A 1,576-nucleotide genomic window follows, 5' to 3' on the forward strand; every position below is an offset into this window, starting at 1 on the left:
ATTGAAGGGTCCGAGCTCTTCGCGCGTATTGCCCTGGGCGCGGGCATGAAACGCCCGGGTCATCGGACGACTGACGATCTCACCGCCGATCAGCTCCAACTGATCATTGGCCTGATCATCGGCACTCAGGATGAGATCATCAATGGTTGCGAGCTTCAGGGCTTCCACGGGTACACCTTCAACCGTCCACTTGTTGAGAATGCTGCGGCTCAGCGGCCGCGACGGCGCCCGGCAACGCGCAAACGCAGCGCGTTGAGCTTGATGAAGCCGGTAGCGTCGCTCTGGTCGTAAGCGCCGGCGTCATCCTCGAAGGTCGCGATCGACTCATCGAACAGGCTGTCGCTGTCTGACTGGCGGCCAACCACCAGCACATTGCCCTTGTAGAGCTTGAGCCGGACCTGGCCGTTGACCACGCGCTGGCTCTCGTCGATCGCCGCCTGCAGCATCATTCGCTCGGGGCTGAACCAATAGCCGTTGTAGATCAGCGTGGCATAGCGCGGCATCAGCTCGTCTTTCAGGTGAGCGGCCTCGCGGTCGAGCGTCAAAGATTCCATCGCCCGATGCGCCTTGAGCATGATGGTGCCGCCTGGGGTCTCATAGCAGCCGCGCGACTTCATGCCGACGTAGCGGTTCTCGACGATGTCGGCGCGGCCGATGCCGTGCTCGCCACCGATGCGATTCAGCTCGGCGAGGATCTCGGCGGGAGACATCGGCTTGCCATCGATGGCGGTGATGTCGCCGGCGCTGTAGGTCAGCTCGATCTCCTGCGGGGTGTTGGGTGCATCGACGGGGTCGCGCGTCCAGCGCCACATGCCGGCGCCTGGCTCGACCCAGGGATCTTCGAGGTCGTAGCCCTCGTAGGAGATGTGCAGCAGGTTGGCGTCCATCGAGTATGGCGATTTGGTGCCGTCGCGCTTCTGCTCGACCGGCACGCCGTGCTCGGCGGCATAGGCCATCAGCTTCTCGCGCGAGAGCAGATCCCATTCGCGCCAGGGCGCGATGATCTTGATGTCGGGCCGCAGCGCCAGCGCGTTGATCTCGAAGCGGACCTGGTCGTTGCCCTTGCCGGTGGCGCCGTGGCTGATGGTATCGGCGCCGGTCTCGGCGGCGATCTCGACCAGGCGCTTGGCGATCAGCGGCCGCGCGATTGAGGTGCCGAGCAGGTATTCGCCTTCGTAGATGGCGTTGGCGCGGAACATCGGATAGACGAAGTCGCGCACGAACTCCTCGCGCAGGTCTTCGATGTAGATCTCTTTGATGCCGGCCGCTTCGGCCTTGGCGCGGGCCGGTTCGACCTCTTCGCCCTGGCCGATGTCGGCGGTGAAGGTGACCACCTCGCAGTCGTATTCCTCCTGCAGCCAGGTCAGGATCACCGAGGTATCGAGCCCGCCGGAGTAGGCGAGGACGACCTTGTTCACGGAATCGCGGGGCATGGAAAAACTCCTAGTCTCAGTTTGAAGTCTGGTCTTAAAGGGTGTTTACCGATGACCTCCCGGCCTGAGGGCAAGGGGCTGGCAGGCATCGGCAAGTCGGAAATGGATCGCCGCTTAGGGTGGCCGCTTATAGGGCGCAGTAT

At 63.3% G+C, this 1,576-nt stretch carries 1 protein-coding gene; it reads right to left on the reverse strand.

Going from position 1 to position 1,576, the window contains the following annotated elements:
- Positions 1 to 209 precede the first annotated feature (209 nt).
- On the reverse strand, positions 210 to 1,433 hold the full coding sequence (locus VBE63_RS29055; protein ID WP_323686455.1) for an argininosuccinate synthase: 1,224 nt from the start codon (positions 1,431 to 1,433) through the stop codon (positions 210 to 212).
- Positions 1,434 to 1,576 lie beyond the last annotated feature (143 nt).

The sequence above is a fragment of the Lamprobacter sp. genome (genome assembly GCF_034860625.1).
GTDB lineage: Bacteria > Pseudomonadota > Gammaproteobacteria > Chromatiales > Chromatiaceae > Lamprobacter.